Annotated in this window: 25 protein-coding genes; 8 read left to right on the top strand and 17 right to left on the bottom strand. The window is 60.1% G+C overall.

Annotated features, from left to right (window positions below; genetic code table 11):
* Positions 1–105: 105 nt before the first annotated feature.
* The 6 genes from VOY09_RS01295 to VOY09_RS01270 all read right to left on the bottom strand — a co-directional run bounded on the left by VOY09_RS01295 (position 106) and on the right by VOY09_RS01270 (position 6,638).
* Positions 106–669 (bottom strand): sarcosine oxidase subunit gamma, encoded by a 564-nt coding sequence (locus VOY09_RS01295; RefSeq protein WP_322892690.1) that lies wholly within the window; start codon positions 667–669, stop codon positions 106–108.
* The gene (locus VOY09_RS01290) at positions 662–3,670 is read right to left on the bottom strand and encodes a sarcosine oxidase subunit alpha family protein (RefSeq protein WP_322892691.1); all 3,009 of its coding nucleotides are present in this window, start codon (positions 3,668–3,670) and stop codon (positions 662–664) included. The genes VOY09_RS01295 and VOY09_RS01290 overlap by 8 nt, the downstream gene beginning before the upstream one ends.
* Entirely contained in the window at positions 3,667–3,996 is a 330-nt protein-coding gene (locus VOY09_RS01285) for a sarcosine oxidase subunit delta (RefSeq protein ID WP_322892692.1), read from the bottom strand. Before VOY09_RS01285 ends, VOY09_RS01290 begins: the two co-directional genes overlap by 4 nt.
* Before the next feature lie 78 nt (positions 3,997–4,074).
* Positions 4,075–4,389, bottom strand: coding sequence for a hypothetical protein (locus tag VOY09_RS01280; RefSeq protein ID WP_322892693.1), 315 nt, complete (start codon positions 4,387–4,389; stop codon positions 4,075–4,077).
* A gap of 294 nt (positions 4,390–4,683) precedes the next feature.
* On the bottom strand, positions 4,684–5,391 hold the full coding sequence (locus VOY09_RS01275; RefSeq protein ID WP_322892694.1) for a hypothetical protein: 708 nt from the start codon (positions 5,389–5,391) through the stop codon (positions 4,684–4,686).
* Positions 5,391–6,638, bottom strand: coding sequence for a sarcosine oxidase subunit beta family protein (locus tag VOY09_RS01270; RefSeq protein WP_322892695.1), 1,248 nt, complete (start codon positions 6,636–6,638; stop codon positions 5,391–5,393). Before VOY09_RS01270 ends, VOY09_RS01275 begins: the two co-directional genes overlap by 1 nt.
* 185 nt (positions 6,639–6,823) lie before the next feature.
* Here VOY09_RS01270 and ccmI point away from each other — a divergent pair, with 185 nt between their 5' ends.
* From ccmI to VOY09_RS01250, 4 genes are read left to right on the top strand one after another with little or no spacing between them, the layout of a single operon-like run.
* Complete coding sequence (ccmI, locus tag VOY09_RS01265) at positions 6,824–8,020, top strand: c-type cytochrome biogenesis protein CcmI (RefSeq protein ID WP_322892696.1); 1,197 nt, start codon at positions 6,824–6,826, stop codon at positions 8,018–8,020.
* The gene (ruvX, locus tag VOY09_RS01260) at positions 8,017–8,493 is read left to right on the top strand and encodes a Holliday junction resolvase RuvX (RefSeq protein ID WP_322892697.1); all 477 of its coding nucleotides are present in this window, start codon (positions 8,017–8,019) and stop codon (positions 8,491–8,493) included. The genes ccmI and ruvX overlap by 4 nt, the downstream gene beginning before the upstream one ends.
* The gene (locus tag VOY09_RS01255; protein ID WP_322892698.1) at positions 8,490–8,726 is read left to right on the top strand and encodes a DUF1289 domain-containing protein; all 237 of its coding nucleotides are present in this window, start codon (positions 8,490–8,492) and stop codon (positions 8,724–8,726) included. Before ruvX ends, VOY09_RS01255 begins: the two co-directional genes overlap by 4 nt.
* Positions 8,727–8,739: 13 nt before the next feature.
* Positions 8,740–9,240, top strand: coding sequence for a GNAT family N-acetyltransferase (locus VOY09_RS01250; protein ID WP_322892699.1), 501 nt, complete (start codon positions 8,740–8,742; stop codon positions 9,238–9,240).
* A 6-nt stretch (positions 9,241–9,246) separates the two neighbouring features.
* On the opposite strand, the gene VOY09_RS01245 is transcribed toward VOY09_RS01250, so the two are convergent.
* Both VOY09_RS01245 and VOY09_RS01240 read right to left on the bottom strand, forming a co-directional pair.
* The gene (locus VOY09_RS01245; protein WP_322892700.1) at positions 9,247–10,320 is read right to left on the bottom strand and encodes an ABC transporter ATP-binding protein; all 1,074 of its coding nucleotides are present in this window, start codon (positions 10,318–10,320) and stop codon (positions 9,247–9,249) included.
* A 66-nt stretch (positions 10,321–10,386) separates the two neighbouring features.
* Positions 10,387–11,166, bottom strand: coding sequence for an SDR family oxidoreductase (locus tag VOY09_RS01240; RefSeq protein ID WP_322892701.1), 780 nt, complete (start codon positions 11,164–11,166; stop codon positions 10,387–10,389).
* Between the two features lie 117 nt (positions 11,167–11,283).
* Between VOY09_RS01240 and VOY09_RS01235 the strand changes: the two genes are divergently transcribed.
* Positions 11,284–12,246: a Hint domain-containing protein gene (locus VOY09_RS01235; RefSeq protein WP_322892702.1), complete on the top strand. Its 963-nt coding sequence runs from the start codon at positions 11,284–11,286 to the stop codon at positions 12,244–12,246.
* Here the strand turns inward: VOY09_RS01235 and VOY09_RS01230 are convergent.
* Together VOY09_RS01230 and VOY09_RS01225 are read right to left on the bottom strand one after the other, a co-directional pair.
* Positions 12,235–12,816, bottom strand: a complete 582-nt coding sequence (locus VOY09_RS01230; protein WP_322892703.1) for a transferrin-binding protein-like solute binding protein — start codon at positions 12,814–12,816, stop codon at positions 12,235–12,237. The genes VOY09_RS01235 and VOY09_RS01230 overlap by 12 nt on opposite strands.
* Positions 12,817–12,850: 34 nt before the next feature.
* Complete coding sequence (locus VOY09_RS01225) at positions 12,851–13,519, bottom strand: hypothetical protein (RefSeq protein WP_322892704.1); 669 nt, start codon at positions 13,517–13,519, stop codon at positions 12,851–12,853.
* 104 nt (positions 13,520–13,623) lie between these two features.
* Here VOY09_RS01225 and VOY09_RS01220 point away from each other — a divergent pair, with 104 nt between their 5' ends.
* The 3 genes from VOY09_RS01220 (at position 13,624) to VOY09_RS01210 (ending at position 17,630) form a co-directional block, all read left to right on the top strand.
* Positions 13,624–15,219, top strand: coding sequence for a peptide chain release factor 3 (locus tag VOY09_RS01220; protein ID WP_322892705.1), 1,596 nt, complete (start codon positions 13,624–13,626; stop codon positions 15,217–15,219).
* A gap of 55 nt (positions 15,220–15,274) precedes the next feature.
* Complete coding sequence (locus tag VOY09_RS01215; protein WP_322892706.1) at positions 15,275–16,012, top strand: hypothetical protein; 738 nt, start codon at positions 15,275–15,277, stop codon at positions 16,010–16,012.
* Between the two features lie 130 nt (positions 16,013–16,142).
* Entirely contained in the window at positions 16,143–17,630 is a 1,488-nt protein-coding gene (locus VOY09_RS01210; protein ID WP_322892707.1) for a DEAD/DEAH box helicase, read from the top strand.
* Positions 17,631–17,732: 102 nt separating this feature from the next.
* On the opposite strand, the gene VOY09_RS01205 is transcribed toward VOY09_RS01210, so the two are convergent.
* The 7 genes from VOY09_RS01205 to nuoK are packed head-to-tail and all read right to left on the bottom strand — an operon-like array spanning position 17,733 to position 26,327.
* Complete coding sequence (locus tag VOY09_RS01205) at positions 17,733–19,412, bottom strand: ribonuclease J (RefSeq protein WP_322892708.1); 1,680 nt, start codon at positions 19,410–19,412, stop codon at positions 17,733–17,735.
* Positions 19,409–20,182, bottom strand: coding sequence for a type III pantothenate kinase (locus VOY09_RS01200; protein ID WP_322892709.1), 774 nt, complete (start codon positions 20,180–20,182; stop codon positions 19,409–19,411). The genes VOY09_RS01205 and VOY09_RS01200 overlap by 4 nt, the downstream gene beginning before the upstream one ends.
* A 16-nt stretch (positions 20,183–20,198) precedes the next feature.
* Positions 20,199–20,960 carry a biotin--[acetyl-CoA-carboxylase] ligase gene (locus tag VOY09_RS01195; RefSeq protein ID WP_322892710.1) on the bottom strand — a complete coding sequence of 254 codons (762 nt, stop codon included), beginning with the start codon at positions 20,958–20,960 and terminating at the stop codon, positions 20,199–20,201.
* A complete protein-coding gene (nuoN, locus tag VOY09_RS01190; protein ID WP_322892711.1) occupies positions 20,950–22,395 on the bottom strand; it encodes an NADH-quinone oxidoreductase subunit NuoN in 1,446 nt (481 codons plus the stop codon). Before nuoN ends, VOY09_RS01195 begins: the two co-directional genes overlap by 11 nt.
* Positions 22,396–22,406: 11 nt before the next feature.
* Entirely contained in the window at positions 22,407–23,948 is a 1,542-nt protein-coding gene (locus tag VOY09_RS01185) for an NADH-quinone oxidoreductase subunit M (protein WP_322892712.1), read from the bottom strand.
* The gene (nuoL, locus tag VOY09_RS01180; RefSeq protein ID WP_322892713.1) at positions 23,948–26,017 is read right to left on the bottom strand and encodes an NADH-quinone oxidoreductase subunit L; all 2,070 of its coding nucleotides are present in this window, start codon (positions 26,015–26,017) and stop codon (positions 23,948–23,950) included. The genes VOY09_RS01185 and nuoL overlap by 1 nt, the downstream gene beginning before the upstream one ends.
* A gap of 4 nt (positions 26,018–26,021) precedes the next feature.
* A complete protein-coding gene (gene nuoK, locus VOY09_RS01175; protein ID WP_322892714.1) occupies positions 26,022–26,327 on the bottom strand; it encodes an NADH-quinone oxidoreductase subunit NuoK in 306 nt (101 codons plus the stop codon).
* Between the last annotated feature and the right edge of the window lie 16 nt (positions 26,328–26,343).

The following is a 26,343-nucleotide window of genomic DNA, read 5'->3' as shown; positions in this document are numbered from 1 at the left end:
GTGGCCCTCACCTGCCCGAAGGTCAAGGGCAAGCCACGATTCTAGCCCATCTTCCGAGTATAAATATCCCCGCCGGAGGCACCGCGCCCCGCGCGGTCAGCCACGTCAAAACACCCCGACACGGCCCGCCTTGGCCGAGGCTACCAGCAGATCAAAGGCATATTCCGCAACCGAGCGGAAACAGATCACCGCGAAAGTATCTTCATCGGTCATCCAGAAAGCCGCAGGCACTTGCGACAGCCGCGAGCGGCGGAAATCACCGGGGCCGAACTGCGCGGGATGCAGATCGACGGGGGTGACTTTGGCCATGACTTCCCGCGCGAAATCGCCTTCAACGAGGATCAGCGCGCGGGCGTCAGAAACATTTTCGGCCAGATAATGCTGGCCTTGCAGGGCCGCGTCGTTCCGCGCCAAAGCGCCCGTCACCTGTGCGTAGGGCAGCAGGATCAGGATTTCATCCGGCGACATCCAGCACAGGGCCATCTCGCCCTCGGCAGTGATTTTGCCGCGATCAGGAAAGTCGCATCCCGTCACCTCTGCACAAACCGCGCGCAGTGCGGCGTCGGATAAATCCCCGCGCAGGGTGATCATCCCGCGCAAACCGGCCTCGCGCACAGTCACTTCGCCGGGCACCATCCGGCCTTGCAGGGCGCTCACCGCATCAGACATTCTGCTTTGCCCCTTCTTTGTCATAGAACACCGGATCAACGATGCGGGCCGCGACGGTCTTGCCCTCTTCCACCGTGTTGAAACTGATCACCTCGCCCATTCTGTCAGGCCCGCGATGCACCAGCCCCATGGCAATCCCGCGCCCCAATGTGGGCGAGTGATAGGTCGAGGTGACGCGGCCCTGCGTATTCCGCTGCCCGTTGGCGTTGACACCTTCGACCATCGCATAGGCGCCGTCGGGCAGGACCGAGCCATCGAGCGTTTCCAACCCCACCAGTCGCCAGCGATCCGGGTTATCCATGAAACGGCGTTCCTGCGCGCGTCTGCCCAGATAATCATCTTTCTTCCTGGACAAGGCCCAATGCAGGTTCAAATCCTGCGGGATCACTGTACCATCGGTTTCATCGCCGATCATGATAAAGCCTTTCTCGGCACGCATGATATGCAAAGCCTCGGTGCCATAGGGCATCACGCCAAACTCAGCACCCGCCGCCAGCAGTAGGTCCCAGAAGGCCCGGCCCTGCCCGGCAGGCACGGCGATTTCATAGCTCAGCTCACCCGAGAAACTGATCCGGAACACCCGCGCATCGAAACCGCCGATCTGTCCTGCCTGCCAGTGCATGAAAGGCAGCGCCGACAGGTCCATGCCGCCTAGACTGTCCAACAAGTTCCGCGCTTTCGGCCCGACGACAGCGATCTGCGCATATTGTTCAGTGACATTGGCGACATAGACTTTCCAGTCCCAATATTCGCATTGCAGCCAGTCTTCCATCCACGCATGAATACGCTCCGCCCCGCCGGTGGTGGTGTGGCAGAGCCAGGTGTCATCAGACATCCGCGCGACCACGCCGTCATCCATCAGGAACCCGTTTTCGGAACACATCAGCCCGTAACGACATTTGCCGACGGCCAGATTGGACATCATATTGGTATAGAGCATATCAAGAAACTTGCCCGCATCCGGCCCTTTGACCACCAGCTTGCCAAGGGTCGAAGCATCCAGCAGCCCGACATTATTGCGGGCGTTGATGACCTCGCGGTGCACCGCCGTCTCGACGGTTTCACCTTCACGGACATAAGCAAAGGGCCTGCGCCATTGCCCGACAGGTTCATTGTCGGCGCCATTGGAATTATGCCAATCCGACATCGGGGTCTTGCGCAGCGGCTGGAAAATCTCATCCCGCGCCGCCCCCGCGATCGCCGCCATGGAAATCGGCGTATAGGGCGGGCGGAAGGTTGTGGTGCCGACCTGCGGGATCGCCGCATTCAATGCATCAGAAAGCACCGCCAGACCGTTGATATTGCTCAGCTTCCCTTGATCTGTTGCCATCCCCAAGGTGGTATAGCGTTTGGCATGTTCGACGCTTTCAAACCCCTCCTGTGCGGCCAATTGGACATCCGACACCTTCACATCATTCTGGAAATCCAGCCATGCTTTGGCGCGTAATTCATAAGATGCCCCTTGCGGCATCAGCCAGACCGGGGCGAGCGGTCCTTCGTCGGCATCCAGCGCCACGGGTGCCGGGATCACCACCTGCGCATGCCCTGCGGCACCGGCGGCAGCCTTGCCTGCGGCCACGGCATCGGCGAGCACATCCGCGCTGCGCAGATGCCCATTCGCCACGCCAGCGGCGATCACGAAGCCCTGCCCGTCCGCGCCAGTCGGCGGGCGCGTCCCGTCAGGCCGGAACATCGCCTGCGCGTCATCCCATGTCAGCTTGCCACCGCAATGCGACCACAGATGCACCACGGGCGACCAGCCACCGGACATGGCGACGCAATCGCAGGCAATCTCTTCCAGCACAGCCCCTTCACCCGCCTGCGCGCAGAGCGTCACGCCAGTCACACGCTTGCCGCCCAGGACCTTTGCGATGCCTTTGCCGGTTGCCACCCGGATGCCCAAAGCACGCGCCTGATCGATCAGTGGCCCCTCTGGTGCGGGCCGCGCGTCAACGATCACCGGCACTTCGAGACCCGCCTCCTTCAGCGTGATCGCCGTGCGATAGGCATCGTCGTTATTGGTCACGACCACCGTCCGGTCGCCCACCGACACGCCGAAATTCACCGCATAATCGCGCACAGCCCCGGCCAGCAGGACACCGGGAATATCATTGCCCGCAAAGGACAAAGGCCGCTCTATCGCGCCTGTCGCCGTCACGATCTGCCGCGCGCGAATACGCCAGAGCCGGTGACGCGGGCCGTCCTGATCCGGCGCATGGTCACTCAGCCGTTCATAGGCGAGCGCATAGCCATGATCGTACACCCCTGCCCCCATACAACGTGAACACAGGATTATATTCGACATATCTTCAAGCACTTGCAGCGTGGAATTCACCCAATCCGCCGCCGCCATCCCGTCAATCTGCGGTGCATCGACCATCGCGCGGCCACCCCAATCGGCGGTTTGTTCGATCAGCAGAACGCGTGCGCCCGCCTCTCCGGCAGCTTTCGCGGCGGCAAGCCCCGCGATCCCGCCGCCGACGACCAGCACATCCACATGCAGATTGAAATGTTCGTATGTATCCTCATCCCGATCCCTCGGCGCCCGGCCAAGACCGGCGGAATGGCGGATGATCGGCTCATAGATATGTTTCCAAAACGATCGCGGAAACAGGAAGGTTTTGTAGTAAAACCCCGCAGGGAGAAAGCGCGACAGGCGCGCATTGATCGCGCCCACGTCGAATTCCAAGGATGGCCAATGGTTCTGGCTTTTCGCCACCAGACCGTCAAACAATTCAGTCGTTGTGATGCGCTGGTTGGGTTCAAACTGCGCGCCCTCGCCCAGATTGACCAGACCATTCGGTTCCTCGGCACCCGCCGCCACCACACCACGCGGGCGGTGATACTTGAACGACCGGCCCACCAGCATCTGGTCATTGGCCAAGAGCGCCGAGGCCAAAGTATCCCCCGCAAAGCCGCGTAAGCGTTTGCCGTTGAAGGTAAAATGGACGGGTTTATTCTTGTCGATCAGACGTCCCAAGCGGGCCAGACGCGTGCTCATGCGAAATCCCCCCATGTCCAGCCGGGGCGCTTGGCACTGATCCTGTCGCGGATATCCTGCGGCGGTTCCGTTGTCTGGGCGGGATAGGTGCCAAACACCTCTAACGTCGCGGTGCAACGCGCGGCGAGGAACCATTTCCCGCAGCCATAAACATGCCGCCAGCGTTCAAAATGCACTCCTTTGGGGTTTTCGCGCATGAATAGGTAATCCTCGAACTGATCATCCGTAGACCCCGGACCATGCCGTTTCAGATGCGCCTGCCCGCCTGCATACAGATCGGTTTCATCGGCATCGACGCCGCAATAGGGGCAGTGCAGGATCAGCATGGGTAAGCCTTTGAACAGGATGCAAAAAAGGCGGACGCATTGCTGCGCCCGCCTGTCAGACAGTGAAAGTAGGCTGGGTTACTCGACAGGAGCCGGTTCGGCTGGAGCCGCTGGGTCAGCGTCAATGCCCATGCCGGGTTCAGCAGGTGCAGGCGCCGCTGGATCAGTCGGTGCCATCGTGTCGGATTGCGCTGGGGCGCTGGTGTCATCAACCGGCGTTGTTGCATCAGGCGCGTCGCCGCCCGAGAACATGAATACCAGAAGGATGACCGCAACCACGGCGACGGCCGCCCAGACCCACATCGGCGTGCCAGTGCGGGCAGCGGGTGGGGGTGTATGTAGCGGGTCGCGTTGGTTGAGCGGATCCTGCGGGCGTTGTGGATCATATGACATGATAAAACCTTTTCTGTTGGTTGCGCTATCTGCCCAAACAACACGGCGCGACGCGAATTGGTTCCTGTCTGCTGGTCTGATCGGCAATGGATAGCCGATTTATGCGCTTGCGATGCGCTATCCTTGGCCGATTTGGCCCTGCAGCTTAGCAGCACCATCAATGCGCTACCTTTGACTACATGCAAATTGCTACGCTTCTCGTTAGTGCTATGCTGCATGTCGCGTATGGTTAACATGCGTAAATCTCAGCAAAATTCGCGGATGAACTCCGGTCAAAAGATGACAGACTGTTTTTCAAAGCGCTAAGCTCCGCTTGCCAGATGCACGTATTTCTAAAGCCTTCGCAGGGAAATCATTACCAAAGTGCTCTCGTGCTTTAGCCAAGTATTCGTTCGTTACGTCAAATACCGTCTTTCTATCTTCTTCGACCATTTCAATAATTCCCGCCACAAGTACGTTGAGCCGCCCAATCTTGATTTTAGAAATTTTACGCGCTTTGCCAGAGAGGGTGTACCCAACGTTCGTTCCGTCCAAATCACCAATTTTTGCATTCCGTTCCAGAAAGTCATCGTGCTCACGTCGCAGCAAATTGTATTCCGCGATAATCACATTCAAGTTTCTTGCGCGGTGTTGTATTTCCTGAATAGCGGCTGGTAGTTCGCCGTCACCTGTCGCTAGAAACAGCATTTCGTGCGGCGTGACGAGATCAATTTCGTTCATTGCGCCGATTAACGGTCGTAAAATTGATGCAGGTTCGAGGGTTACTCCGCCTTTAGTTGCACCCTCAAACTCGCGATCAATGTGCTTAGCTATATTTTCAATTGAGTTGATCGTCATCATAAGCTTGTTCAAGCCAACAAACGCTTGGAGCGCCGCCTCACTTTTTGCTGCCCGGCCCTTCCGCTTACTTTCAATAAGAAGTCCAAGGCTCAATATGACCACAGAACTAACTAGTGATATAGCGCCGCCCACCAAAACAGGAACGAGTGACGACCCCTCCATCAATGCGCCACCCCCGCCGCCACGCTTTCATCGATGAACTTCCCTTCCCGGAACCGGAACATCGAAAATTCATCCGTCAGCGGCGACGCGCCCTTGGCCATCAGCTCGGCCATGGCCCAGCCGGAACCGGGGATTGCCTTGAACCCGCCGGTGCCCCAGCCGCAATTGACAAAGACACCCTCCACCGGCGTTTTCGACAGAATGGGCGAGCGGTCGCCAGTGATATCCACGATCCCGCCCCATTGGCGCAGCATTTTCAGCCGCGCGATCATCGGGAAGGTTTCGATCAGCGCGCGGATTGTTTCCTCGATATGGTGGAACGACCCGCGCTGGGTGTAGTTATTGTAACCATCGGTGCCGCCGCCAATCACCATCTCGCCTTTGTCGGATTGGGACATATAGCCATGCACGGTATTGGCCATCACGACGACATCCATGCAGGGTTTGATCGGCTCGCTGACCAGCGCCTGTAGGGCCACAGATTCAATCGGCAGCCGGAAACCGGCCATTTGCGCCAGCACACCGGAATGGCCGGCCACCACCAGCCCCAGCTTGTCGCAATCAATCGGGCCTTTGGTGGTATCGACACCCACGACACGCGCGCCGTCGCGGCGCACGGCTGTCACCTCGCATTGCTGGATCACATGCATGCCCATGTCGGAACAGGCCCGCGCATAGCCCCAGGCCACAGCATCATGCCTCGCCGTGCCACCGCGCGCCTGCCAGAGGCCGCCGAGCACCGGGTAACGCGGCCCGTCGATATTCATGATCGGGCAAAGTTCCTTGACGCGGTCCGGGCCGATCCATTCGGTTTTGACACCCTGCAACGCATTGGCATGGGCGGTGCGTTTGTATCCCCGCACCTCATGCTGGGTTTGCGCCAGCATGATCACCCCGCGCGGGCTGAACATGACGTTATAGTTCAGGTCCTGCGACATCGTCTCATAAAGGCTGCGCGATTTTTCATAGATCGCGGCAGAGGGATCTTGCAGGTAATTCGAGCGGATGATCGTTGTGTTCCGGCCTGTATTGCCGCCACCCAGCCAGCCTTTTTCGAGGATCGCGACATTGGTGATGCCGAAATTCTTACCCAGATAATAGGCTGTCGCCAGACCATGCCCGCCTGCGCCGACGATGATCACATCATATTTCGCCTTTGGCGCGGGATTGGCCCAGGCGCGGGTCCAGCCACTGTGTTGGCGGAAGGCTTCACGCGCAATGGCAAAGGCGGAATATCGGTTTTTCACACAAAAGATTCCCTGGCTGGTCCTTGCCCCTGTCTGGACCTTTCGCAGCGGCAAAAGGATATCGTCAGCGGCGTCTGACCGGCAATTTACGACATCATCGCCAGACAGTGAATGGTCACCGGGTCGCAGGGCCTTTTCACCCTCGCCATGGGCGGTTATGTCGGGGCCAGGAAATGTGAGGCATTATGGTTTTCTGGATTGTGATCTGTCTGCTGACGCTGGCTGTGGCCGGGATTATCGCCGTGCCTTTGCTGCGCGCGCCTGAGGTGGCCGAGGGCAATCCAGATATCGACCTATACCGCGCGCAACTGGCCGAAATTGACCGCGATCTGGAACGCAACCTGCTGGACCCGTCCGAGGCCGAACAATCCCGCAATGAAATCGCCCGCCGCTTGCTGGCCGCCAGCAAGACGGCAGATGCGCCGGTCGGGGCCTATAAACAGCAAGGCGTGATCGCCCTGCTGGTGCTGGTGGTGATCGCGGCCGTGGCCTTTACCGTCTATGATCGCATCGGCGCACCCGGATACGGTGATGTGCCGTTGCAGGCGCGGCTTGCTGCCTCGGACCAGATGCGCGCCAACCGCCCCGCACAGGCGATGCTGCAACAGGTCGCCCCGCCGCCCCCTGCCGTTGATCTGCCCGACGAATATGTCGCCGCCATCGACCGGCTGCGCGAGATTGCGCCCACCCGCCCCGACGATCTGGAAGCCTGGTCGCGGCTTGCGTTTCACGAGGTGGAACTGCGCAATTACGCAGGTGCCGCTGCGGCGCAGGAACGGGTCATCGCGATCATCGGCGATGAGGTCGCGGTAACCGACCTGACCCGCCTGCTTGATCTGCAAGTCGTGGCCGCCGGTGGCCTCGTCTCGCCCGAGGCGGAGGAGCTGGTCCGCCGGATCCTCGCCATGGACGAGGGAAATATCGCCGCGCGCTATTATCTGGGGCTGCTTTACGACCAAACCGACCGGCCCGATCTGGCCTATCGCCTGTGGCGCGATATCGCGGAAAATGGCGATCCGGAGACGTTCCACACCGCCTCTGCCCGCCAAATGATCGAGGATGCGGCGTTTCGCGCCGGTATTGACTACAGTCTGCCAGCGATGCGCGGCCCCTCTGCTGCCGAGATTGAGAACGCACAGGATATGTCGCCCGAGGATCGCGAGGCGATGATCGGCGGCATGGTCGCTGGGCTGGCCGACAGGCTCGCCAATGATGGCGGCACCGCCGCCGATTGGGCGCGGTTGATCACCGGCTATGGCGTGCTGGGCAATCTGGACGATGCCCGCGTCGTCTGGGTCGAAGGGCGCGAGGTTTTCGGTGCCGATCCTGCGGCGCTGGAGGTGATTACCGAGGCGGCGCAGGGCGCGGGGCTGATCGAATGATCCTTGAAACGCCGCAGGAATTCGCCGCCGCCTTGCCAAGGGCGGGTGCGATTGCCGGGCTTGATCTGGGCACTGTGACCATCGGCGTCGCGGTCTCTGACGGCTTGCGCAGCGTTTCGACACCGCTGGAGACGATCCGGCGCAAGAAATTCACCCTCGACGCCGCCCGGCTGTTTGAGATCACGACGCACCGGTTGATCGTGGGCCTTGTGCTGGGCCTGCCGCGCAATATGGACGGATCGGAAGGGCCGCGCTGTCAGGCGACCCGCGCCTTTGCCCGCAATCTGGAAAAACTGACGCCGCTGCCGATCACCTTTTGGGACGAACGGCTGTCGACGGTGGCCGCCGAACGCTCGCTTCTGGAGTCGGATACGTCCCGCAAACGTCGCGCAGAACTGATCGACAATGTCGCCGCAGGCTATATTCTGCAAGGCATGCTGGACCGGCTGCAGCATCTGGAGCGTCACACATGAGCAAACCCGACCCAAGCGACCAGATCTGGAAACGCGCCGAGATCGACAGCCCCTGCACCAAGGTCTGCGTGATCCAACCAGAGACACGGCTGTGTACGGGCTGTCTGCGGAGTATTGACGAGATCACCGCATGGTCGCGCATGACGCCAGAGGCGCGCAAAGCGGTGATGGCGGAACTGCCGGGGCGGCAGATCGCGAAACGGCGCGGGGGGCGTGCGGGAAGGGTGAAGTAAGGGCTAGTCACGGATGACCCAAATACCCACTTTGACGACTGATCGCCTGACACTGCGCCCGATGGATGCGCAGGACTGGGATGCATATTTTCGCCTGATGTCCTCGGATCGCGCCATCTATATGGGCGGTCCGTTCCAGGTTGCCACCGCTTGGGGCATGTTCTGCGCCGATCACGCGCAATGGCATTTCTACGGCTGCGGCGCGCTTATGATCACTGACAGCGCCAGCGGCGCATGTCTCGGGCAGGTCGGCATCAACGCCGGGCCGCTATTCCCTGAGCATGAACTGGGCTGGTTTCTGTATCTGCAAGCGGAAGGGCATGGTTATGCATATGAGGCTGCACTGGTCTTGCGGGACTGGGGCCGGAATGCCAGAGGCCTTGGCACATTGGTCAGCTATGTCGATCCGGACAATGTAAGGTCAGCGCGGCTGGCAGAAAGGCTCGGGGCGACTTTGGATAGCCACGCCGCCCGGCCTGACCCGACAGATCTGGTATATCGCCATTTTGGGTAAGCTAACTCACGCCCCCCGTGGAAACACAAAACACCGATCCCGCCGGATCATGATCCAGAGCGGCGTGCCGGGTTTGGGCAAAAACACCGATGGCACCGAGGCGCGCAGGATTGAGCCGTCGAAATCCATCCGGAACTCCACCAAGCTCGACGCGCCGATAAACCGCGCCCTTTGCACCACGCCGCGCGCGGCGGTGCCGTCTTGTGGCGTCGGGTTCGGGCCGCGCCCGGCGCGGTCGAAGTCGATTTTCAGATGCTGGGGCCGGATCACGATATCCACCTCAGTCCCGTCCGGCACCCCGGGGGCAAGGAATTGACCAAAGGGCGTATCGGTCAAAGCGCCCTGAACTTTGCCCTTGATCACATTGATATCGCTGAAAAACCCTGCCGCCTGTAAATCTTTGGGTGCGTTGTAGATGTTATAGGGCGATCCGCGCTGCACGATCCGCCCGTCGCGCATCAGGGCGATTTCATCGGCCATACGCAGGGCCTCATGCGGCTCATGGGTCACCAGCAAAACGGCGGTACCTTCGCTTTTCAATATCTCCAGCGTCTCGTCGCGGATATCGTCGCGCAGCCGGTCATCAAGGCCGGAAAAAGGCTCATCCATCAGCATGATCCGGGGTTTGGGCGCCAAGGCGCGGGCCAGGGCCACGCGCTGCTGTTCGCCGCCCGATAATTGATGGGGATAATCATGCAGATAGCGCAGCATGCCGACCTTGGTCAAAAGATCGGTGACCCGCCCGTCATCGCGGCGGCCGCGCAGGCCAAAGCCCACGTTCTGCGCCACGGTCAAATGCGGGAACAAGGCGAAATCCTGAAACATCAGCCCGATAGAGCGGCCTTCGGGCGGGACCCTATCCACCGTGTCGCAAATCAGGTTGCCATCGACATGGATCGTGCCACTATCCTGCATATCCACACCCGCGATGATCCGCAACGTCGTGGATTTGCCGCAGCCGGATGGGCCGAGCAGGCAGGTCACCTGCCCCGGCATCACATTCAGGCTGACATCATCGACCACGCGGCGACCGGCATAGGTCTTGACCAGATGGCTGACGGCAAGGCGGGGCACGGACATGAGCAATCCCTGAGCGAATTCATTGGGTATTGGCGACCTAACAATCCCGCGCCCGCACCGCAAGGGTCAGATCGTGGCGTTGATCGCCCCGCCATCCAGCACGATATTCTGCCCGACGATGAAACCCGCATGCTGGCTGCACAGGAAGGCGCACATCGCGCCGAATTCCGCTGCCGTGCCATAACGCCGCGCGGGGATCGTCGCCTCGCGCTGTGCTTTGGCCGTGGCCATATCGATGCCCTGCGCCTTGGACACGCCGGTATCAAGGCTGATCGCGCGGTCGGTCGCATGGATGCCGGGCAGCATATTGTTGATCGTCACCCCATGCTGCGCCACCTGCCGCGAGGTGCCCGCGACATAGCCGGTCAAACCGGCACGGGCCGCATTAGACAGGCCCAGCTGCGGGATCGGTGATTTGACGGAACCAGAGGTGATATTGACCACCCGGCCCCAGCCATTGTCGATCATGCCGGGTAGCAGCGCCTTCATCAGCGCGATCGGGGCCAGCATATTGGCATCCAAGGCTTTGATGAAATCATCGCGGTCCCAGTCGGACCACAGGCCGGGGGGCGGGCCGCCCGCGTTATTGACAAGGATATCCACCGCCCCCGCACCCTCCAGCAACCGCGCGCGGCCATCTTCTGTCGCGACATCGGCGGCGACGGTGGTGACCTCGACGCCGAATGTGCTGCGGATCTCGGCGGCGGTTGCCTCCAGCGCCTCTGCCCCGCGCGCGTTCAGCACCAGATTGACGCCCGCTGCCGCCAAAGCCTCGGCGCAGCCGCGCCCCAGCCCCTTCGAGGATGCGCAGACCAGCGCCGTTTTGCCTGAAATTCCCAGATCCATCTTATATCTCTCCCTTATTTGCCCCAGACCTAGCATCGCTCCCCGGCTGGGGCAATCGGCGGCAATGTCTTGATTTTGCGCTACCCGAATGCACGCAGGCCGTGTATGGAATGCCGCATGACCAGTGCAAATGTGACGATTGATGTGTTCCGCGCGGCAGATATGCGCGTTGTCGACGGTGTTTTGATCGGCGAAACGCTCAGTTTCGCGGATGAGCTGGTGATGGATGATGTCTATGCCTTGTCCGCCACAGCAATTGTGCAACCGCTGCACCTTGTCATCACCGAAACCGGGCTTCATCGCAGTGCGGACGCGCAGAACGCCGTGCATCTGGATTGCTGTCTCACCCTGATGGCCAGTGACGGCAGCACCCATGACGCGCTGGTGCTGGTCGAAGCGGCTGAAGGGCTGGTGGCCGCGGTCTATCTGATGGCTTTGGGTGATATCGTCGCTGACCAACGTTACCGGCTGGTGGGCGTGACCCGCCAAACCGCGACGCGGCGCTTTGCCGAAGCCTCGGCCGGGTCCTTTGCGCGCGGCACAAGGATCACCATGGCCGACGGGCAGATGCAGCCGGTTGAGGCGCTGTCGTCCGGCGATCTGATCCTGACGCGCGATGCGGGCAAGCAACCGCTTCGTCAGATCGCGCAGGCGACCGTGCGGGCGACGGGTGATTTTGCGCCGGTGGTCATCACCAAGGGGACGTTGCACAATGATCAGGATCTTGTGCTGCGGCCCGATCACCGGGTTTTTGTTTATCAACGCCGCGATCTGATCGGCGCGGGCCGTGCCGCCGTGCTGGTCAAGGCGCGCCATCTGGTTGATGGGCAGCGGGTTTTGCGCCGTCCGGGCGGGTTTGTGGATTATTTCCAGCTGATTTTCGATGATCACCAGATCATCTATGCCGAAGGGATCGCCGCGGAATCGCATCTGGTCGATGCGCGCACGCAAAATGCTCTGCCCGCTGATCACCGTGGATCACCGCACAGGCACCGGCCACATATGGATTACGAGGTCGCGCATCTGCTTGTCGATCCGCAGCAGGCGGCAGAAGTGTTGCGCCGCGCCTCAACCACCTGAATCTTGCTGTTGGGCGACAAAAGCCCCGTCGAAAATGTCATTTTCATTGCCCTGACGCAAAACGCCGGAATAGATCACCCCCGCCATGGCGGTGCCGCTGGTGCCGTAAAAATCACCTGCGATCCGCGCGGTGACGTCATTGCTTTGCGCGCCTTGCACCAAGGTGCCCGCCAATCTGGCATCGAACTGGTAATCCCGCGCTGTGCGCGCATCGGCGACCAAGGTGCCGTCGCTGATCGTCAACTGCCCCGCAAGGTTGCCCGCTGGCCCCTGCAAGCCGGTGATCGTTCCGGTCAGCGGATCTGCCGCACCGCCGAAGGTGACATTGACCGTCAGATCACCTTGATAGGGCTGCGGCGTCGTCAGATCCAGCGGCAGATCAAGCTGTGCCTTGCCGTGATAAACCGCCGTCCCACTGGCCGGCAAAGCCGCGGCAAAAGTCTGGCCTTGTGCGATGACCTGCGCGCGCAAGGCGTCGAACCCCAGCGGTGGCGCCGCTTCGCGCGAACCCGCTTTCGGCCCGCCCGCACAGGCCGCAAGACAGAACATGATGGCGATACAGCGGATCATGCGGTGATCATGCCCTGATTTGGTTAATATGTAGTTAAGGCACCTGCACCGCAGGCGTTTTGGCCACGATCAGCATTGTGCCGCCAGCAGCCTCGCCGTTGCGCAGGACCTGCGTGTCCAGATCCACCCCTGATATCGCGCGGATCGGATCGCCCAGAAACGTAGCCTCGATCCGGCCGGTGACGGCCAGTTGCTGGCCTGCCCCGGACAAGGAACCTGCATAGTCCAGCAGCAGGTCGCGCCGCACCGATCCGGCAGAAAGGCTCAGCACACCGGCATAATCAGCGACCTGGCCATCCGGTCCGGTCCCGAAAAAACCTCTGACGTCACCACTGACCTGCTGCGTGCCAAAGTCCACATCCACCCGCGCATCACCGAACAGGGTGAATACTGGCGCCCCCTCAACACGCAGGCTGCCAAAGCCTGTAAAAGCCGCCGTACCTTGCATCGGCAGATCGGCGGTCGTCGGGACCAGACCGGCACGACCGCTACCCGAGCCGCCCAGAACCTCGATTTTCAGCGCCTCATAGCCGTCCAGCCGGGCGATCCTTGGGTCCGGCGGCGGAAGCTGCGGGACCGGCGGCGGGCCGATGACCACGGGACCATCATCACCGCCCCCACTCGGCCCACTGCTATTGCCGCCGCCACCGCCGCAGGCCGCCAGAAGCAGATAAAACACGACGGCCCATCCTGCCCGGATCATCACGCACCTCCTTTCCAAGCATTGATAAAGGCCAATCGCAAATCTTGCGTTAACAGCGGCGCGCACATTGCCCTTTTGTTGCGAAGGCAATAAAGCCTGTTGCCATGACAAATCGCCCGCAACTCCCCGCTGAAATTGCCCGCCGTCGCACCTTTGCGATCATCTCGCACCCGGATGCGGGCAAGACGACGCTGACCGAAAAATTCCTGCTTTATGGCGGCGCGATCCAGATGGCCGGACAGGTCCGCGCCAAGGGCGAGGCGCGGCGCACGCGGTCGGACTTCATGCAGATGGAAAAGGATCGCGGGATTTCTGTGTCCGCTTCCGCCATGTCGTTCGATTTTGGCAAATACCGGTTCAATCTGGTCGACACGCCGGGTCACTCGGATTTTTCTGAAGATACCTATCGCACGCTGACCGCCGTCGATGCCGCCGTGATGGTGATCGATGGCGCCAAAGGCGTCGAAAGCCAGACCCGCAAATTGTTCGAGGTCTGCCGGTTGCGCGACCTGCCGATCTTGACCTTTTGCAACAAAATGGACCGCGAAAGCCGCGACACATTCGATATTATTGACGAAATTCAGGAAAACCTTGCGATTGACGTGACCCCCGCGTCCTGGCCCATCGGCGTCGGGCGCGATTTCATCGGCTGCTACGATATCCTGCGCGACCGGCTGGAACTGATGGACCGTGCGGATCGCAACAAGGTCGCGGATAGTATTCAGATCAACGGGTTGGATGACCCCAAACTGGCCGAACATGTGCCTGCCGATCTGCTCGCCAAATTCCGTGAAGAGATCGAGATGGCCAAGGCACTCCTGCCCAAACTCGACCCTGAAAGCGTGCTGAACGGGTCGATGACGCCGATCTGGTTCGGCTCGGCGATGAACAGCTTTGGCGTCAAGGAATTGATGGACGGTCTGGCGACCTATGGTCCCGAACCGCAGATCCAATCGGCGCAGCCGCGCAATGTCGCCCCCGAAGAAACTGCCGTCACTGGTTTCGTGTTCAAGGTGCAGGCCAATATGGACCCCAAACACCGCGACCGGGTGGCCTTTGTCCGGCTTGCCTCGGGCCATTTTGAACGCGGCATGAAACTGACCCATGTGCGCAGCAAAAAGATCATGGCGATTTCCAACCCCGTCCTGTTCCTTGCCGCTGACCGCGAATTGGCAGAAGAGGCCTGGGCGGGCGATATCATCGGCATCCCCAACCACGGGCAATTGCGCATCGGCGATACGCTGACCGAGGGCGAGGCGATCCGCGTCACCGGCATCCCGTCTTTCGCGCCCGAATTGCTGCAATCCTGCCGCGCGGGCGACCCGATGAAGGCCAAGCATCTGGAAAAAGCCCTGATGCAATTCGCCGAAGAAGGCGCTGCCAAAGTGTTCAAGCCCAGTTTCGGGTCGGGTTTCATCGTCGGTGTGGTCGGTGCCCTGCAATTCGAGGTGTTGGCGAGCCGGATCGAGTTGGAATACGGCCTGCCGGTGCGGTTTGAAGGATCACAATTCACCTCGGCCCGCTGGGTTGCGGGGGAAAAGGCAGCGGTCGATGCTTTTGTCGCGGCAAATAAACAGCATATCGCGACGGATAATGACGGCGATGTGGTGTTCCTGACCCGGCTGCAATGGGATATTGACCGGGTCGGCCGCGATTATCCGGGCATCACCCTGACCGCGACAAAGGAAATGATGGTTTGACCGGCAGGCCCGGTCGGATCAAAGTCAGGTCCAGACAGACACTGGCGGCATAAGCGTGACCGACGACACCCAGACCTATCCCGGCGGGATCGCCGCCTTGCTGCCCGCCTATCAGAAACGGCGGGCGCTGCTGACGGGTGAGGATCTGCCACCTTTCGAGGTAGATTTCAAAGCATTGGCGCAGATCACCTTGCCGCCGCAGGTGCTGCCGCGACCGGATGGGCTGACGCGGGTGGAAAAGAAACGGCATATGCTGCTGGGCGAACTGGCCGGGCAAAGCGAGTTGGCGATGCTGCATGGCATGCTGGTGTCGCATCTGCGCAAACACAGCTATCCGGGTCATGCGCCGGCGCTGTTCCTGCGGCTGTGGGCGGAAGAGGAAGATTGGTTGCTCGCACAGCTGCCGACACGCTGGTTGATCTCTGCCGTGATCACCTTTGCCGATCATGGTGTGACAGAGAGGGACAGGCGGATTGGCCAATCGTTCAACCTGTTGTTTTCACTGATGAAGATTTACGAGGCCGAACGCGCCTTTTCCGGCCTGCCGCCGCAGAAACCATTCCGCATCCGCGACCGCAATAAATCGCCCTTGCCGATGGGGATGCAGGATTTCTCGATCCTGCAAGGCGATCTGGAGGCGCATCTGCTGGCCCCCTTGTGGCGCGATGCTGGGGATGCCCCTGCCGCAGGCCGGTTGGCGCGGCATCTGCTGGACCTGCTTGACCGCGATGATGGCACTGTCTTTCGCCGCCTCGCCCTGATGCGCAACGTTGCGCAAAAGCTGCATAATTGAGCCATAGCTTGACGATCGGACGCATTTCCGTTACCCGCTATCCAGCGCCTTTTACAGGCCACGACGCCGGGACGCCGGAACATTGCGTCCTTATTCAACTTGCGGACCGATCCGCAAACACAGGACGCATATGACCAAATTCTCTGATATGAACCTTGACGCCAAGGTTCTGAAGGCTGTCGCCGAAACCGGCTACGATACCCCTACCCCGATTCAGGAAGGCGCGATCCCGCCCGCCCTTGAAGGCCGCGACGTTCTGGGCATCGCCCAGACCGGCACCGGCAAGACCGCTGCCTTTACCTTGCCAATGATCACGCTCTTGGGCCGTGGCCGCGCGCGCGCGCGGATGCCGCGGTCTTTGGTGCTGGCCCCGACGCGCGAACTGGCCGCACAGGTTGCTGAAAACTTTGACGCTTACGCCAAATATACCAAGCTGACCAAAGCCTTGCTGATCGGCGGCACCTCGTTCAAGGATCAGGACCAGTTGATCGACAAAGGTGTCGATGTGCTGATCGCGACGCCGGGCCGGTTGCTGGACCATCTGGAGCGTGGCAAGCTGATCCTGACCGATGTGAAAATCATGGTGGTGGATGAGGCGGATCGCATGCTCGACATGGGCTTCATCCCCGATATCGAGGAAATCTTCAAACGCACGCCGTTCACCCGCCAGACGCTGTTTTTCAGCGCAACCATGGCACCGGAAATCGAGCGGATCACCAACACCTTCCTGTCGAACCCGGCAAAGGTCGAGGTCGCCCGCGCGGCAACGACCAATGTGAACATCAAGCAAGGCGTGGTGATCTTCAAAGCCAGCACCAAGACCAAAGAGGCCGCCGAAAAACGCGCCCTGCTGCGCGCGCTGATCAATGCCGAAGGTGACGCCTGTTCCAACGCGATCATCTTTTGCAACCGCAAGGCCGATGTCGATACGGTCGCCAAGTCGTTGAATAAATACGGCTATGACGCCGCCCCGATCCATGGCGATCTGGAACAAAGCCACCGCACCCGCACGCTGGAATCCTTCCGTGACAACAAGCTGCGGTTCCTTGTGGCCTCCGATGTCGCCGCGCGCGGCCTTGATATCCCCGCCGTGACCCATGTGTTCAACTTCGACGTCCCCAGCCATGCTGAGGATTATGTCCACCGGATTGGCCGGACCGGGCGCGCTGGCCGGTCGGGTGTCGCGATCATGATCTGCGCGGGCCGCGATGAGAAAAACCTCGAAGATGTCGAACGGCTGGTGCAAAACCCGATCCCGCGGTTGGAGAACCCGCTGGGTGTGACGGCCCCAGTCGCCGAGGAGGCAGCACCGACTGAGGAAGCACCAAAGCGCACCCGCAGCCGCAGCCGCCGCAATCCGGCGAAAGAAGCCCCTGCCCCGGCAGCGGAAGTCGCCGAAGCGCTGGTCGAAACAATGGTGGAAAAGCCCGCCGAACAGCCGCAGGAGCGCGCCCCGCGTCCAGCGCGCGAGCCGCAAAAGCCGCGTGAGGAACAGCCGCGTCCCCACCAGCACAGCCGCAACAATGACCGCCGTGACAACGGGCCGCGCATTGTCGGGATGGGTGATGACACGCCCAGCTTTATCGCGAAAAGCTTTGAAGAACGCGCCAAGGGTTGATCATATGTCGGGGTGAACCCCGACCTACAAAAAAGGCCCCTGCGAAAGCGGGGGCCTTTTTGCATGCCGTAGGTCGGGGTTCACCCCGACCCACCCGAAAACTTACGCCAAGCGGCTGATGATCACGATGACTTCGGGCTTTTTGCCGATCTCACCCTGCGCCGATCTGCGCGCGATCATCTTGAGCTCTTTATCGAGCTTTTCATCATCGGCGAGCGTTTTGGGATGCGCGCGGCCCAGGAACTGGCCCAGATCCTCTTCCACCACATCGACCAAAGGCACGTTGTTGCGGCCAATCTCGGGGAGGCCCGAGGTTTCGACCCAGGGATCGCCCAAAACTTCGTCATTTTCGTCGATGATCACGGTGACGATCATCTGCCCGTTCAGCGCCATGCGGATACGGTCACGCACCACACCGTCGAGCGCGCCGATCTGCACGGAGCCGTCCAGATAGGTCCGGCCGGTTTCGATATATTCTGCGACCTTGGGCCGGTTGCCCGACAGATCCACCATCATGCCATTCACGGCGACGATGCCGGTCATGCCATTCGCCTCGGCCAGTTTGGCATGGGCGCGCAGGTGGCGGTGTTCGCCATGCATCGGGATCAGGATCTGCGCCTTCACGATCTCATGCATCCGCACCAGATCGGGGCGGTTCGCGTGGCCGGAGACGTGGTATTTGCCACCTTCGTCATCGACGATATCAACACCCAGTTCGGACAGCTGGTTCATGATCTTGATCACGCCGCGTTCATTGCCGGGGATGGTTTTCGACGAAAACAGGAAAGTATCGCCTTCCTTCAGCTTCATCCCCAGATAGGACCCCTGCGCCAATTGCGCCGATGCCGCGCGGCGTTCGCCCTGCGACCCTGTGACCAGCAACATCAGGTTCTGACGCGGCAGCGACAAAGCATCCTCGACCGAGACCACCGTCGGGAAATCTTCCAACAAACCTTCGTTCTTGGCCGCCTCGACCATGGCGCGCATTGCCCGGCCCAAGAGCACGACCGACCGGCCCGCATCCCGCGCCGCTGTCGCCAGCGTCTGCAAACGTGCGACGTTGGAGGCGAAAGTCGTCGCCACCACCATGCCATTGGCATTGCGCATCATCTCGGTGATCGCCGGGGTCAGCGTGCTTTCCGACCGGCCCGCATGCTGGGAAAACACATTCGTGCTGTCACAGATCAGGGCTTTGACGCCGGGTTTGGACACTTCCTGCCACAGGGCTTCGTTCCACGGATCACCCACGATGGGGTTCTCATCGATCTTGAAATCGCCAGTGTGGATCAGACGGCCTTCGGGCGTGTCGATCAGCAGACCGGCACTTTCAGGGATCGAATGGCTGATCGGCAGATAGGAGACCTTGAACGGCCCGCAGGTGATCACATGCGGGTAAGGGTCCACGACAGTGACGGTCTTGGGCGATGCGCCATGTTCTTCCAGCTTGCGCCGGGCGATATTGGCGGTGAAGGGGCGCGCATAGACCGGCGCGCCAAGTTGCTGCCAGTAATGGCCGACACCGCCGACATGGTCTTCATGCGCATGGGTGATGAAAATCCCATCGATCTGGTTACGCCGGGCTTTCAGCCAGGCGATATCGGGCAGGATGATATCCACGCCCGGTGTCGTATCCATATCGGGAAAGGCGATGCCCAGATCAACGACGATCAGCCGTTCATTGCCCACCGGGCCATAGCCGTAAACATAGCAGTTCATGCCGATTTCACCGGCACCCCCAAGCGGGAGATAAATCAATCGGCTGTTAGCCTTCGCGCTGCTCATAAATTGTCCTTGTTATATTGGTGAATCACGGTCAACCCGTGCATTGTCAGATCATCTTCAAACGCGTCGAACAGGGTTTCGGTCTGTTGAAACAAGGCCGCAAGGCCCCCGGTTGCGATCACTGGCATGTCACTGCCGCGTTCTGCTTTGATTCTTGCGCATATCTCACGGACCAGACCGATGTAACCCCAAAAGATGCCCGATTGCATACAGGCCACGGTGTTCGATCCGACCACGGATTGCGGTTTGGAAATATCGACATGCGGCAGCGCGGCGGCAGCGCTGTGCAAGGCCTCAAGGCTCAGGTTGACGCCCGGCGCGATGACGCCACCGACATAGGCGCCGTCGCTTTCGACCACGTCAAAGGTGGTCGCCGTGCCGAAATCCACCACGATCAGATTGCCGCCATGCCGGTCAAAAGCACCTGCCGTATTGACCAGCCGGTCCGGCCCGACCTGCGTGCCGATATCGACGCGCGGTGGCACGGGCAGCGCGCAATCGGGTTTGCCCACGACCAAAGGGCGGCAATTATAATAGCGGTCCGCCAAGACCCGCAGATTGAACACGACGCGCGGCACGGTGGAGCTGATGATCATCTCATCAATCACCACATCCAGATGCTGCAACCGCATCAGCGTGCTGAGCCAGACGTAATACTGATCCGCCGTGCGCTGCCATTCGGTGCTGGTGCGCCATGTGCCGATAAAGCTGGTGCCGTCCCAGATCGAAAACACCGTATTGGTGTTGCCGCAATCAATGGCCAGAAGCATGTGCCATCCTCCCCCTTCAGAAAAACACATCCGCGGCAGAGATCGCGCGCGGGCCAGTGCCGGAGATCAAAACCAGATTGCCGTCTTCATCGATACTGTCGAAAATCCCGCTGATCTCTTCGCGCATGGTCCGCGCGGTGATCATCTCACCCAGCCTTGCGGCATGGCTCAGCCAATCCTGCCGGATGCGGGCAAACCCCAGTTCCTTGAGCTTGGCTTCCTGCGTGGCATAGGCATTGGCCAGCGTGGCGAGGAAATCACCCGGTGCCACCTCCCAGCCGCCCGCCGCCATCAGGCTGGTGGGGGCAAAGGCCGCGTCGGTCACATTGTCAGGTACATGGCGCAGGTTGACGCCGATGCCGATGGAGAGCCAGTCGATGTAAGGTCCCTGCCCGCTGCTTTCGAGCAGAATGCCCGCGACCTTGCCACCCGAGAGCAGCACATCATTGGGCCATTTCAGCGCCAGCTTTTCGGCAGGCACATAGATCGCGAGTGCGGCGAAAAGCGCATTTGCGGCCAGAAACGACCGCCGTGCCGCCTCTGCCGCTGTGGCGTCGGGTTTGAAGATCAAGGTCGCGTTCAAATTGCCCGCAGGCGTTTGCCAGACCTTGCCGCGCCTGCCGCGTGCGGCGGTCTGGGCATGCGCCATGATCCATGTCGGCTGGTCGATCAGGGCCGCACGGCGCGCGGCCTCTGCCATTGTGCTGTCGACCTCGTCCAGCACAATGCGGCCATAGCCTTCCGGCCAGTGCCCATGTCCTGTCCGGTCAGTTGACAAGCGTCGCAGCCGCAGCAGCGGCCATCGGGTCCAACCCGAACAGGTTGACACCGGGGATCCACGCCAGCCCGATGATCGCGCCAGTCACCACGGCTGTCACCCACAAAACGGGCGGCGTGCGGCCATCGAGCGCTTGGCTGTCTTCACCGAAATACATGTAATAGACGATGCGCAGATAGTAAAACGCGCTGATGACCGAGGCGATCACACCGGCAACCGCCAGCCAGGCCAGCCCACCCTGATAGGCCGCCAGCAGCACCGCATATTTGCCGAAGAACCCCAGCATCGGCGGCACGCCGGCAAGGCTGAACATCATCACCAGCATCACCAAGGCCAAAAGCGGCTGGCGCTTGGCATAGGATTTCAGCGCGGTGATGTCTGTAACAGGGCGTCCGTCTTTTTCCATCGTCAGGATCAGGGCGAAAGTGCCGATATTCATCGTCACATAGATCACCACATAGACCAGCATCGCCTGCACACCGCCGACCGTGCCAGCGGCCAGACCCATCAGCGCGAACCCCATATGCGAGATTGATGAATAGGCCATCAGCCGTTTGATATTGTTCTGCCCGATGGCGGCAATGGCACCAAGGAACATAGATGCCACGGCAAGGAAGGCGACGATCTGCTGCCATTCACCCACGATCCCGCCAAAGGCATCATGCACGACGCGGGCGAACAGCGCGATGGCGGCCACTTTTGGGGCTGTCGCGAAAAAGGCTGTGACCGGCGTGGGCGAGCCTTCGTAAACGTCCGGTGTCCACATGTGGAACGGGGCGGCGGACACTTTGAACGCGAAACCGGCGATCAGGAAGACCAGACCGAAAAGCAGGCCCAAAGATGCGCCACCCTCGGCGGCTGCGATAATGCCGGTGAACAAGGTCGTGCCAGCAAAGCCATAGGTCAGCGAGGCGCCGTAAAGCAGCAGACCGGAGGACAAAGCGCCAAGAACGAAATATTTCAACCCGGCTTCGGTCGATTTCACGCTGTCACGGCGCAGGGAGGCGACGACATAAAGCGCCAAAGATTGCAGCTCCAACCCCATATAAAGCGCCATCAGATCGCCCGCGCTGACCATGACCATCATGCCGACGACGGCGAGTGCGATCAGCACCGGATATTCGAAGCGCAACAGGCCACGGCGCTGCATATAGCCTTCGCTCATCAGCAGCACGACGGCGGCGGAAAGAAGGATCGTGACCTTGGCAAACCGCGCGAAACCATCATCGACGAACATACCGTTAAAGGCGATATTGGTCCCTGCCCCATTCACCCCGATGGCCAAAGCCAGCAGCACGAACAGACCCGAGGTCATCCAAGTCAGCAAAGAGGCTGCCCCGTCCTTGGTCGTATAGACAGCACCCAGCAGGGCGAGCATGGCGTAAACCGCCAGCACGATCTCGGGCAGCAGGATCTGGATATCAGCGCCAATCATGGTCAGCTTCCTTAATTCGCAGCGACTTGGCTGGCAGCATGGAAAGCCGCCAAAGCCGTATCGTAATTTTCAACCAGCGCCGCAACGCTTGGCCCGATCATATCGAGGATCAGCGCCGGATAGACGCCCAAGAGCAGCGTCATCACCACCAAAGGCGCAAAGATCACCCGTTCACGCCCATTCATATCGGTGATCGACCGCAGGCTTTCCTTGATCAGATCACCCATCACGACGCGGCGGTAAAGCCACAGCGCATAAGCCGCCGACAGGATCACGCCCGATGTGGCGAACAATGCGACCCAGGTGTTCACCTGGAACACACCGACCAGCGTCAGGAATTCACCGACGAAACCAGATGTCCCCGGCAGGCCGACATTGGCCATGGTGAAGAACATGAAGATCAGCGCATAGGCGGGCATCCGGTTCACCAGACCGCCATAGGCGTCAATCTCGCGCGTGTGCATCCGGTCGTAGATCACGCCGACGCAGAGGAACAACGCGCCAGAGATGAAACCGTGGCTGATCATCTGGAAAATCGCGCCATCGACACCTTGCTGGTTGGCGCTGAAAATCCCCATCGTCACGAAACCCATATGGGCAACGGATGAATAGGCGATCAGCTTTTTCATATCCGACTGCGCCAAAGCGACCAGCGATGTATAGACGATGGCAATCGCCGACAGCCACAGCACCAGCGGCCCCATCACCTCGGACCCCACGGGGAACATCGGCAGGCTGAAGCGCAGGAAGCCGTAACCGCCCAGTTTCAGCAGGATCGCGGCCAGCACGACAGAACCCGCAGTCGGGGCCTGCACGTGGGCATCGGGCAACCATGTATGCACTGGCCACATCGGCATCTTGACTGCAAAACTGGCAAAGAACGCGAGCCAGAGCAGGGTCTGCATGCCGCCGACGATCTGGATGCCGAGGACAGAGAAATCCTCGGTCCCGAAGCTAAAGGTCAGCAAAGTCGGGATATCGGTCGTCCCTGCCTCGCTGAACATCGCCACCATCGCGACCAGCATTAGCACCGAGCCGAGGAAGGTATAGAGGAAGAATTTGAACGATGCGTAAATCCGGTCCTTGCCGCCCCAGATGCCGATGATCAGGAACATCGGGATCAGCCCCGCCTCGAAGAACAGATAGAACAGCACCAGATCAAGGGCGAGGAAGACGCCCAGCATCAGCGTTTCAAGGATCAGGAAGGCGATCATATATTCCTTGACCCGTGTCGTGACGTTCCAGCAGGAGGCGATCACCAAAGGCATCAGGAATGTGGTCAGCATCACGAAGAGGATCGAGATGCCGTCAACGCCCATCTTATATTGCAAGCCGAAAATCCAATCTGCCGTTTCGACCAATTGGAAATCAATATTGGCCGGATCGAAATTGGTCAGGATGAAGATCGAACAGATAAAGGTCACCGCCGTCGTCACCAGCGCCACCCATTTGGCATTGCGCTGTGCGGCTTCATCATCGCCGCGCAGGCCAAGTGCGAGAATGATCGCCCCCAGCAAAGGCAGGAAGGTCGTCAGCGTCAGGATATTGCCCATCAGTTTGCCCCCCCGAACAGCGTCACAATGGTGATCAGCACCGCGATCCCCAGCACCATGGCGAAGGCATAGGTAAAGACGTAGCCCGATTGCGCCCGCCCCGCGAGCCGCGTGAAGAACGGGATGATCCCGAGGGCTATGCCATTGATTCCGCCGTCGATCGTATTGGTATCGCCCTGTTTCCACAGGATGCGTCCCAAGGCCAGCACCGGCCGAACGAAGATGAAATTATACAATTCGTCAAAGTACCATTTATTGAGCAGGAAGTTATAGAGCGGTGCCTGTTGTTTAGCGAGTTGCGCGGGCAGTTCAGGCCGCCGGATATACATCTGATAGGCCAAAGCCAAGCCACCCAGCATCGCAATGAACGGCGCGAGCCGCACCCAAGTCGGCACCTCATGCGCATCGTTCAGGACATGGTTGCCTTCGGCGGCGTGGATCGCCCCTTCACCGGGGATGCCGGTCAGGTTGTAATGCGGATAGGCCTCGGGATCTTCGCTTTCCGCTGCCGCATAGGGCACGCCAAAGAAGGCGCCGACCTTGGCGTTGGAGCCAAAGAAACCACCATACCAGACCATACCACTGAAAATCGCACCGATGGCCAGCACGTAAAGCGGGACCATCATGCTGTTGGGCGCTTCATGCGCGTGGTCATGCGTGTGTTTGTCACCGCGCGCTGTGCCGTAGAAGGTCAGGAACATCAGACGCCAGCTATAGAAACTGGTCATCGCGGCGGCGATCACCAGCATCCAGAAAGCATAGCCGCCTGCGGTGCCGGCATAGGCGCTTTCAATGATGGCATCTTTCGACACGAAACCGGCGAAACCAATCGGGAAGCCCACGTAAAGCAACGGAATACCGACGCCGGTGATCGCCAAAGTGCCGATCATCATCATCCAGAAAGTCTTTGGGATCTTATGGCGCAACCCGCCATAATTCCGCATATCCTGTTCATGGTGCATCGCGTGAATGACCGAGCCTGCGCCAAGGAACAGCATCGCCTTGAAAAACGCATGCGTCAGCAGGTGGAACATCGCCACCGAATAGACACCCAGACCGGCAGCCACAAACATATAGCCAAGCTGCGAACAGGTCGAATAGGCGATGACGCGTTTGATATCGTTCTGCACCAGACCCACGGTCGCGGCGAAAAACGCGGTGGTCGCACCCAGGAAGACGACGAAATTCATCGCCTCTGGTGCATATTCCATCAAGGGCGACATCCGGCAGACAAGGAACACACCGGCGGTGACCATCGTCGCGGCATGGATCAAGGCAGACACAGGTGTCGGCCCTTCCATCGCATCGGGCAGCCATGTGTGCAGGAACAATTGCGCGGATTTACCCATTGCACCGACGAAGAGCAGGAACGCGATCAGGTTCGCCGCATTCCAGTCGCGCCACAGAAAGGTGATCGTGGTTTCGGCAATCGCAGGCACAGCGGCAAAAATATCGTCAAACCGGATGCTGTCCGTCAGCAGATAGAGCGCGAAGATCCCCAGCAGAAAGCCGAAATCTCCCACACGGTTGACGACAAAAGCCTTGATCGCGGCGGCATTGGCGCTCGGCTTGCGATAATAGAACCCGATCAAAAGGTAGGATGCAACACCCACCCCTTCCCAGCCAAAAAACAGCTGCACCAGGTTATCCGCCGTCACCAGCATCAGCATCGCGAAGGTAAAGAACGACAGATAGGCAAAGAACCTTGGGCGATAGCTTTCGTGTTCTTTGAAATTCTCGTCATGCGCCATGTAACCGAAGGAATACATATGCACCAAGGCCGACACGGTCGTGATCACGATCAGCATGATCGTGGTCAGCCGGTCCATGCGGATGCCCCAATCGGTGGCAAAGGTGCCGCTGTCGATCCAGCGCATGATCGTGATGGCATAGCCGCCGTTGGCATGGGCTGCCGGATCAAAGGTCAGGAACACGACCCAAGACAGGATCGCCGCCAGAAACAACAGGCTGGTCGCGGTCCATTGCGCGGCTGTCTCACCGATGATCTTCCAGCCAAAGCCGCAGATGATCGCACCGACCAGCGGGGCAAAAAGAATGATACTTTCCATCTGATCAGCCCTTCATCACGTTGACGTCTTCAACGTCGATGGTCCCGCGGTTGCGGAAGAAACACACAAGGATCGCAAGGCCAATCGCGGCCTCTGCTGCCGCGACAGTCAGCACGAACAAGGTAAAGACCTGCCCCACCAGATCGCCCAGATAGGCAGAAAAGGCGACCAGATTGATATTCACCGCCAGCAGCATCAATTCGATGCTCATCAGCAGGATGATGATATTCTTGCGGTTCAGAAACAGCCCGAAGATGCCGATGACGAATAGCGCTGATGCCACCGCCAGATAATGTTCAAGTCCGATCATGCATTCGTCCCTCCGA

The sequence above is a fragment of the Yoonia sp. 67-2 genome (assembly GCF_035117555.1).
Lineage (GTDB): Bacteria > Pseudomonadota > Alphaproteobacteria > Rhodobacterales > Rhodobacteraceae > Yoonia.
The sequence above is the reverse complement of the archived record's forward strand: the minus strand, read 5'-3'. Positions and strand labels throughout refer to the sequence as shown.

Bases quoted from the DNA above. Each gene is read 5' to 3' on its own strand.
- VOY09_RS01185 (WP_322892712.1), bottom strand. From the start codon at position 23,948: ATGGGCAATATCCTGACGCTGACGACCTTCCTGCCTTTGCTGGGGGCG.
- VOY09_RS01290 (WP_322892691.1), bottom strand. From the start codon at position 3,670: ATGAGCACGCGTCTGGCCCGCTTGGGACGTCTGATCGACAAGAATAAA.
- VOY09_RS01230 (WP_322892703.1), bottom strand. From the start codon at position 12,816: ATGATCCGCTGTATCGCCATCATGTTCTGTCTTGCGGCCTGTGCGGGC.
- VOY09_RS01250 (WP_322892699.1), top strand. From the start codon at position 8,740: ATGACCCAAATACCCACTTTGACGACTGATCGCCTGACACTGCGCCCG.
- VOY09_RS01205 (WP_322892708.1), bottom strand. From the start codon at position 19,412: ATGAGCAGCGCGAAGGCTAACAGCCGATTGATTTATCTCCCGCTTGGG.
- nuoN (WP_322892711.1), bottom strand. From the start codon at position 22,395: ATGATTGGCGCTGATATCCAGATCCTGCTGCCCGAGATCGTGCTGGCG.
- ruvX (WP_322892697.1), top strand. From the start codon at position 8,017: ATGATCCTTGAAACGCCGCAGGAATTCGCCGCCGCCTTGCCAAGGGCG.
- VOY09_RS01240 (WP_322892701.1), bottom strand. From the start codon at position 11,166: ATGGATCTGGGAATTTCAGGCAAAACGGCGCTGGTCTGCGCATCCTCG.
- VOY09_RS01275 (WP_322892694.1), bottom strand. From the start codon at position 5,391: ATGGAGGGGTCGTCACTCGTTCCTGTTTTGGTGGGCGGCGCTATATCA.
- VOY09_RS01285 (WP_322892692.1), bottom strand. From the start codon at position 3,996: ATGCTGATCCTGCACTGCCCCTATTGCGGCGTCGATGCCGATGAAACC.
- VOY09_RS01295 (WP_322892690.1), bottom strand. From the start codon at position 669: ATGTCTGATGCGGTGAGCGCCCTGCAAGGCCGGATGGTGCCCGGCGAA.
- ccmI (WP_322892696.1), top strand. From the start codon at position 6,824: ATGGTTTTCTGGATTGTGATCTGTCTGCTGACGCTGGCTGTGGCCGGG.
- VOY09_RS01220 (WP_322892705.1), top strand. From the start codon at position 13,624: ATGACAAATCGCCCGCAACTCCCCGCTGAAATTGCCCGCCGTCGCACC.
- nuoL (WP_322892713.1), bottom strand. From the start codon at position 26,017: ATGGAAAGTATCATTCTTTTTGCCCCGCTGGTCGGTGCGATCATCTGC.
- VOY09_RS01200 (WP_322892709.1), bottom strand. From the start codon at position 20,182: ATGCTTCTGGCCATTGATTGCGGCAACACCAATACGGTGTTTTCGATC.
- VOY09_RS01255 (WP_322892698.1), top strand. From the start codon at position 8,490: ATGAGCAAACCCGACCCAAGCGACCAGATCTGGAAACGCGCCGAGATC.
- nuoK (WP_322892714.1), bottom strand. From the start codon at position 26,327: ATGATCGGACTTGAACATTATCTGGCGGTGGCATCAGCGCTATTCGTC.
- VOY09_RS01280 (WP_322892693.1), bottom strand. From the start codon at position 4,389: ATGTCATATGATCCACAACGCCCGCAGGATCCGCTCAACCAACGCGAC.
- VOY09_RS01235 (WP_322892702.1), top strand. From the start codon at position 11,284: ATGACCAGTGCAAATGTGACGATTGATGTGTTCCGCGCGGCAGATATG.
- VOY09_RS01245 (WP_322892700.1), bottom strand. From the start codon at position 10,320: ATGTCCGTGCCCCGCCTTGCCGTCAGCCATCTGGTCAAGACCTATGCC.
- VOY09_RS01225 (WP_322892704.1), bottom strand. From the start codon at position 13,519: ATGATCCGGGCAGGATGGGCCGTCGTGTTTTATCTGCTTCTGGCGGCC.
- VOY09_RS01210 (WP_322892707.1), top strand. From the start codon at position 16,143: ATGACCAAATTCTCTGATATGAACCTTGACGCCAAGGTTCTGAAGGCT.